This is a genomic window from Methanoregula sp., from assembly GCF_002835825.1.
Taxonomy (GTDB): domain Archaea; phylum Halobacteriota; class Methanomicrobia; order Methanomicrobiales; family Methanospirillaceae; genus Methanoregula.
Genome location: NZ_PIZH01000002.1, coordinates 1 through 5809 on the forward strand (window position 1 = coordinate 1; position 5809 = coordinate 5809).

Consider the following 5809-nt stretch of genomic DNA (forward strand, 5'->3'; position numbering starts at 1 on the left):
GAGGGAGATCGATGGTGTAATAGTGCGCTGTGGCGACAATGCTTCCGGCTACCGCGAGGCAGATGATGAAGATGAGAAGCTGGCCAAGCGGGGATTTTTCTGATTTTTCCATGAGAGGATCACATCCTTCCACCTATGACCCTCACAAGATAGTGTTTAAAGTCACGGAATATGGAAAAAATTCCGTGAATAGATTCTAGGGCCGGAACTGGCATGATTCGCGTAATCGTGCGAGGAATTCTTAACAAAGCAGGTAAAAAAACCCGCTCACTGGGGGGAGATCCTGCGCCAATCCGGTCTTTTTGGGAGATGGCGGGCAGGGTCTTCGCCTTTTTTGGTAACTGGCATTCAGGCCGCGAACCTGACGGTATCCGAAAAAACGATACAGATGACAAAATCGAGCGCTCTCGCTCGTTACTGAAACATTACAAGAAACGTCGTGTAAGAAGGAAAGGTGATTGCAGCTTGGTATGGTTCCCAAGGACTCGCGTACCTCAGTACAGCATACTACGTGTGTCAGCTTAACTGCTGGGTTCGGAATGAGACCAGGTGTTTCCCGACAGCTATGGCCGCAATCACCACATGTTGTTTGCTTTTAGATGCTTTAGGTTCTGACGAAGAGCACGTTACATTGCTTCCGAGTTCGAAGAATCGCAAGCGATTCTTCTCATCTCAAAAGTGCTTCGCACTTCTTCGAAAGCCAAGGTCCGGATTTGAACCGGAGTGTAGTTGATCTGCAGTCAACCGCGTGGCCGCTCCGCCACCTTGGCAGCCGTGTAATATGATACCCTATCCTGTATGTCAGGATAGGATATAAGGTTTGCACTCAGAATTTCGTCTGGGTTTAACGTGGTGAGCACTAGTGTTTGGACGTTAGTACTTGCGGACTGAACACGTCGTTGCCTTCGTGCGTACATCCCAAGCCTATCAAACGGGTCTTTTACCCGTGTCCTTGACGGAGTCTCTTTTTAGGCCGGGTTTCAAGCTTAGATGCTTTCAGCTTTTATCCCTTGGCGCGTAGCTGCTCGGCACTGCCTTGTCAGACAACCGATCGACCAGTGGCGCCGAATGAAAGTTCCTCTCGTACTATTTCATTCTTACCCTCAGACTCCAAACACTCCTGATAGATAGTAACCGACCTGTCTCACGACGGTCTAAACCCAGCTCACGATCCCCTTTAATAGGCGAACAACCTCACCCTTGGCTGCTGCTGCACAGCCAGGATGGAAAGAACCGACATCGAGGTAGCAAGCCGCCGGGTCGATATGTGCTCTTGCCGGCGACGACTCTGTTATCCCCGTGGTAGCTTTTCTGTAGTCAATAGCCCTCACCAAAAGGGCATATTGGTTCGTTAGACCCGAGTTTCCTCTCGCGATCACTTGCTATGCGTGATCGCGTCAGGCCAACTTATGCTCTTGACACTCTTCTGTGAGTTTCTGACTCACATGAGTTGACCTTGGGGCACCCTTGATATTTTTTCGAGGGTGTGGCGCCCCACCCAAACTGCCTACCTACCGGTGTCCTCGTTAGAGTGAGAACTACAACAAAACTAGGATGGTGTCTCATCGTTGACTCCCCGTTTCCCGAAAGAAACGGATATAACGTCTCCCATCTACACTGCGCAAGGATTATCGTAATTCAGCGACAGGCTGCAGTAAAGCTCAACGGGGTCTTCACTTCCCATCAGGAGTCCCTAGTCTCTGCACTAGGACAAAAAGTTCAACGGATATGTGTTAGGGACAGTATCGCTCTCATTAATCCATTCATGCAAGTCGCCAATTAAGCGACAAGGTACTACGCTACCTTAAGAGGGTCATAGTTACCCCCGCCGTTTACGAGTCCTTCGTCCGGTTGAACCCGGTATTCAGATACTCGCACTGGGCAGGAATCAGTGACTATACTAGTCCTTTCGGAGTTGCAGTCACCTATGTTGTTATTAGACAGTTAGAGCGACCCGGTCACTGCGACCTGCCTGATCTCCAGGCAGGCACCCCTTATCCCAAAGTTACGGGGCCAATTTGCCGAGTTCCCTTAACTACATTTAAATCCGACACGCCTTCACCTCTTCAGCGAGGGGCACCTGTGTCGGTTCTCGGTACGGACTTATGATTCCCTTTTCATGGGCTCCGGGAATTTGCCTAGTTACCCCATCACGCTTTCCTCCGCTTCTCACCATTACGGTACTCCACAGAATTATACGCTTGGACGGGATGACAGTCCCGCTTGGCATACCCCAAAGCGTCAGGGTCTTGCGACTAAAAACCATAAGGTACAGGAATATTAACCTGTTTCCCTGTCGGTACGTTCGAGTTACGACGTACCTTAGGACCGACTAACCCTCGGCTGACGAACATTGCCGAGGAAACCTAGCCCCTGCGGCGGATGGGATTCTCACCCATCTATGCTTCTACTAGTGCCAGAATTCTCAACACTACACGGTCCACTGGAACTCACGCCCCAGCTTCTACCCATGCAGAGCGCCTCCCTACCAGATCACCTTTCGGTGCTCCGTGGTCTCTGTAGTAGGCTTTAGCCCCGTCCATTTTCACCGCCCTAAATCTTGACTGGTAAGCTGTTACGCACTTTTTAAAGGATAGCTGCTTCTGAGCTCACCTTCCAGTTGTCTTTGACCTAGGACCAATTTCAGTGTTTACACTTAGCCTACATTGAGGGACATTAACCACGGTCTGGGTTGTTTCCCTTACGCATTACAAGCTTACCCCGTAATGCGGACTTCCGACCATCTAGGGTGTTGGGGAGTTTGGAGTTTGGCAGGGGGGTGAGCAGTTTCCCGCCCAGCTCCCCCAATCAGTGCTCTACCTCACCAACGACCTCCGGTCAGGTCATGCTGCGACATGTTTAGGGAGGAACCAGCTGATGCCGGGCTCGATTAATCTTTCACTCCTATACGCAGGTCACACCAATGATTTGCATATCAATACGGCTTGCGGTCCTCCACGCAACTTTCGTCACGCTTCAACCTGCCCACGCATAGATCGCTCGGCTTCGGGTCTTATCCTGCTGACTCCACGCACTTTTAATACGCCGTCCCACGCATTGCTGCTACGGACTTGTTGGTTTCCCTTTGGCTTCCCTTTTGGGTTAACCTTCGCCAACAGAATAAACTCTCTGGCCCGTTCTTCAAAACGTACGTTGCGACACTGGCAACCATACCCGTACTACCGCCTCGCGACGGGTTCCTTCGCATGGAAGATCCTTTCGCGCCACAACTCGCTATCTCCTGCCAATTTCAGGCGCTTTTAACCACCTTTTCAGGGTTACTTTTCAGCTTTCGCTCACGCTACTAATTCGCTATCGGTTTCAAGTAGTATTTAGCTTTGGAGGTTGATGACCCCCTAATTCACGCGAGAATTCCGACCCGCGTTACTCGAGACACCACATGGACCTGTCTGCTTATGCGTACGGGACTATCACCCTCTGTAGTGTGTCGTTCCAGACAACTTCCGCTTCACATCCAGGTCCGTACTGTGGGCTATGACACCACATCTCCCTTGCGGGATTCGGTTTGAGCTCTGTCGTGTTCGCTCGCCGTTACTAACGACATCTCGTTTGATTTCTCTTCCTCCCCCTACTGAGATGTTTCAATTCGGGGGGTTCCCTATCCTTACGGATAAACACCGAAGTGTTGGGATGTCCCATTAGGGTATCTCCGGATCACAGATTCCTTGCGTCTACCCGGAGCTTATCGCAGCTTGGCACGCCCTTCATCGGCACTTGAACCGAGCCATCCAATGGCAGGATTATACTAATGCTCCGCTAAACCCATTTAACGTCCTGAGTGCAACCTTTACACGGCCTCGAAGAGTCATTGGTTTGACTCTCAGCCCTTCCCTCGTGATTCACATCCCGAGGTGCATCTAAACCGGCTTCGAAGGATTCGAACCTTCCCTTACCCGCCCCATGTGGCGGTTAAGCCTTTCTTGTCGACATCGGCAACTTTACAGTTTGTTTAGCAACCGCTTTTCCCTGAAATTTCGTTAGGAGGTGATCCAGCCGCAGATTCCCCTACGGCTACCTTGTTACGACTTAACCCCCCTTGCAAAACCTAGATTCGACCGCAGCGTATACTACGGCCTCATCAAGACCTCACTCGGGTGGTTTGACGGGCGGTGTGTGCAAGGAGCAGGGACATATTCACCGTGCCATTTTGAGACACGATTACTACAGATTCCAGCTTCATGTGGGTGAGTTGCAACCCACAATCCGAACTAAGGGTGGGTTTAGGAGATTGCCTTCACCTTTCGGTGTCGATACCCATTGTCCCACCCATTGTAGCCCGCGTGTAGCCCGGATAATTCGGGGCATGCTGACCTACCGTTGCCCATTCCTTCCTCCTCTTTAGCAGAGGCGGTCCCAACAGTGTCCCCACCATCCCGGAGGACGAGCTGGCAACTGTTGGCGTGGGTCTCGCTCGTTGCCTGACTTAACAGGATGCTTCACAGTACGAACTGACGACGGCCATGCACCTCCTCTCAGCTAGTCAAGTAGAGTCTTCAGCCCGACTATCATCCAGCTGTCTTATCCGGTGAGATTTCCGGCGTTGAGTCCGATTAAACCGCAGGCTCCACCTGTTGTGGTGCTCCCCCGCCAATTCCTTTAAGTTTCAGCCTTGCGACCGTACTTCCCAGGCGGCACGTTTCACGATTTCTCTTCGGCACCTCGGTAACTCGTGGTCACCGATACACCTAACGCGCATCGTTTACGGCTGGGACTACCCGGGTATCTAATCCGGTTTGCTCCCCCAGCTTTCGTCCCTCACTGTCGGAGCCGTTCTGGTGAGGCGCCTTCGCCACAGGTGGTCCCCCAAGGATTACAGGATTTCACTCCTACCCCTGGAGTACCCCTCACCTCTCCCGGTCCCTAGTCTGCCAGTATCCCTGAGACGCCTTCCGGTTAAGCCGGAAGATTTCCCCAGAGACTTAACAAACCAGCTACGAACGCTTTAAGCCCAGTAATAGTGGCCACCACTCGAGCCGCCGGTATTACCGCGGCGGCTGGCACCGGTCTTGCCCGGCCCTTTCTTCACCAGTTATTTAAACTGGTGGACAGCCCGATTTTACGGGCACTCGGAGTTCCCCTGTCACGGTTTCCCGCATTGCAAAGTTTTCGCGCCTGCTGCGCCCCGTAGGGCCTGGATTCGTGTCTCAGAATCCATCTCCGGGCTCTTGCTCCCACAACCCGTACCGATTACAGGCTTGTTGGGCCGTTACCCCAACAACAACCTAATCGGCCGCAGACCCATCCTATGGCGGCGGACCTTTCGACTACAGAGCATTCCAGCATCCATAGTCTATAGGGTATTATCCCCAGTTTCCCGGGGTTATCCCCTTCCATAGGGTAGATTGTCCACGTGTTACTGAGCAGTATGCCGAGGTCTTACACCTCTCGACTCGCATGGCTTAATCGAACTCCGATAGCAGTGGCCTCTGGCAGGATCAACCAGAATTCATCTTAAATACGCACACTATCTGAACTTTCTAAGGAATTGAGCGGTTACTAAACAAATTTCCGCATTGCCAATGCCAACGTCAGAACCAACTCCGGTCATGCCGGGTATCGTTGGATCTCCATCAAAGAAGTTTGCCTTGTTATTCGTCGTGTTGCTTACTTGAACACGGGCTCATAATGTATGTTTCAAGGATATTTATACCTTGTTACAGGAGCCGTTTTTCCCTCGGAACCAAAGCGGGCACAAGGCCTGCTGGTTTGGTTCTTCACCAGGGGATCTGAACTGTGAACTTCGTCGTGATTTTTCACGTGTTCACGGGCTTACAATATAGGTCATAAG

Annotated in this window: 1 tRNA gene and 3 rRNA genes; all 4 read right to left on the reverse strand. The window is 51.7% G+C overall.

The window, feature by feature from the left end:
• Positions 1-455: 455 nt before the first annotated feature.
• The 4 genes from rrf to CW742_RS00140 all read right to left on the reverse strand — a co-directional run bounded on the left by rrf (position 456) and on the right by CW742_RS00140 (position 5467).
• Positions 456-577, reverse strand: a 5S ribosomal RNA gene (rrf, locus tag CW742_RS00125).
• 121 nt (positions 578-698) lie between these two features.
• Positions 699-770, reverse strand: a tRNA-Cys gene (locus tag CW742_RS00130).
• A gap of 84 nt (positions 771-854) precedes the next feature.
• Positions 855-3775, reverse strand: a 23S ribosomal RNA gene (locus CW742_RS00135).
• A gap of 225 nt (positions 3776-4000) precedes the next feature.
• A 16S ribosomal RNA gene (locus tag CW742_RS00140) occupies positions 4001-5467 on the reverse strand.
• The 16S, 23S and 5S rRNA genes sit together here with 1 tRNA gene alongside, the layout of an rRNA operon.
• Positions 5468-5809 lie beyond the last annotated feature (342 nt).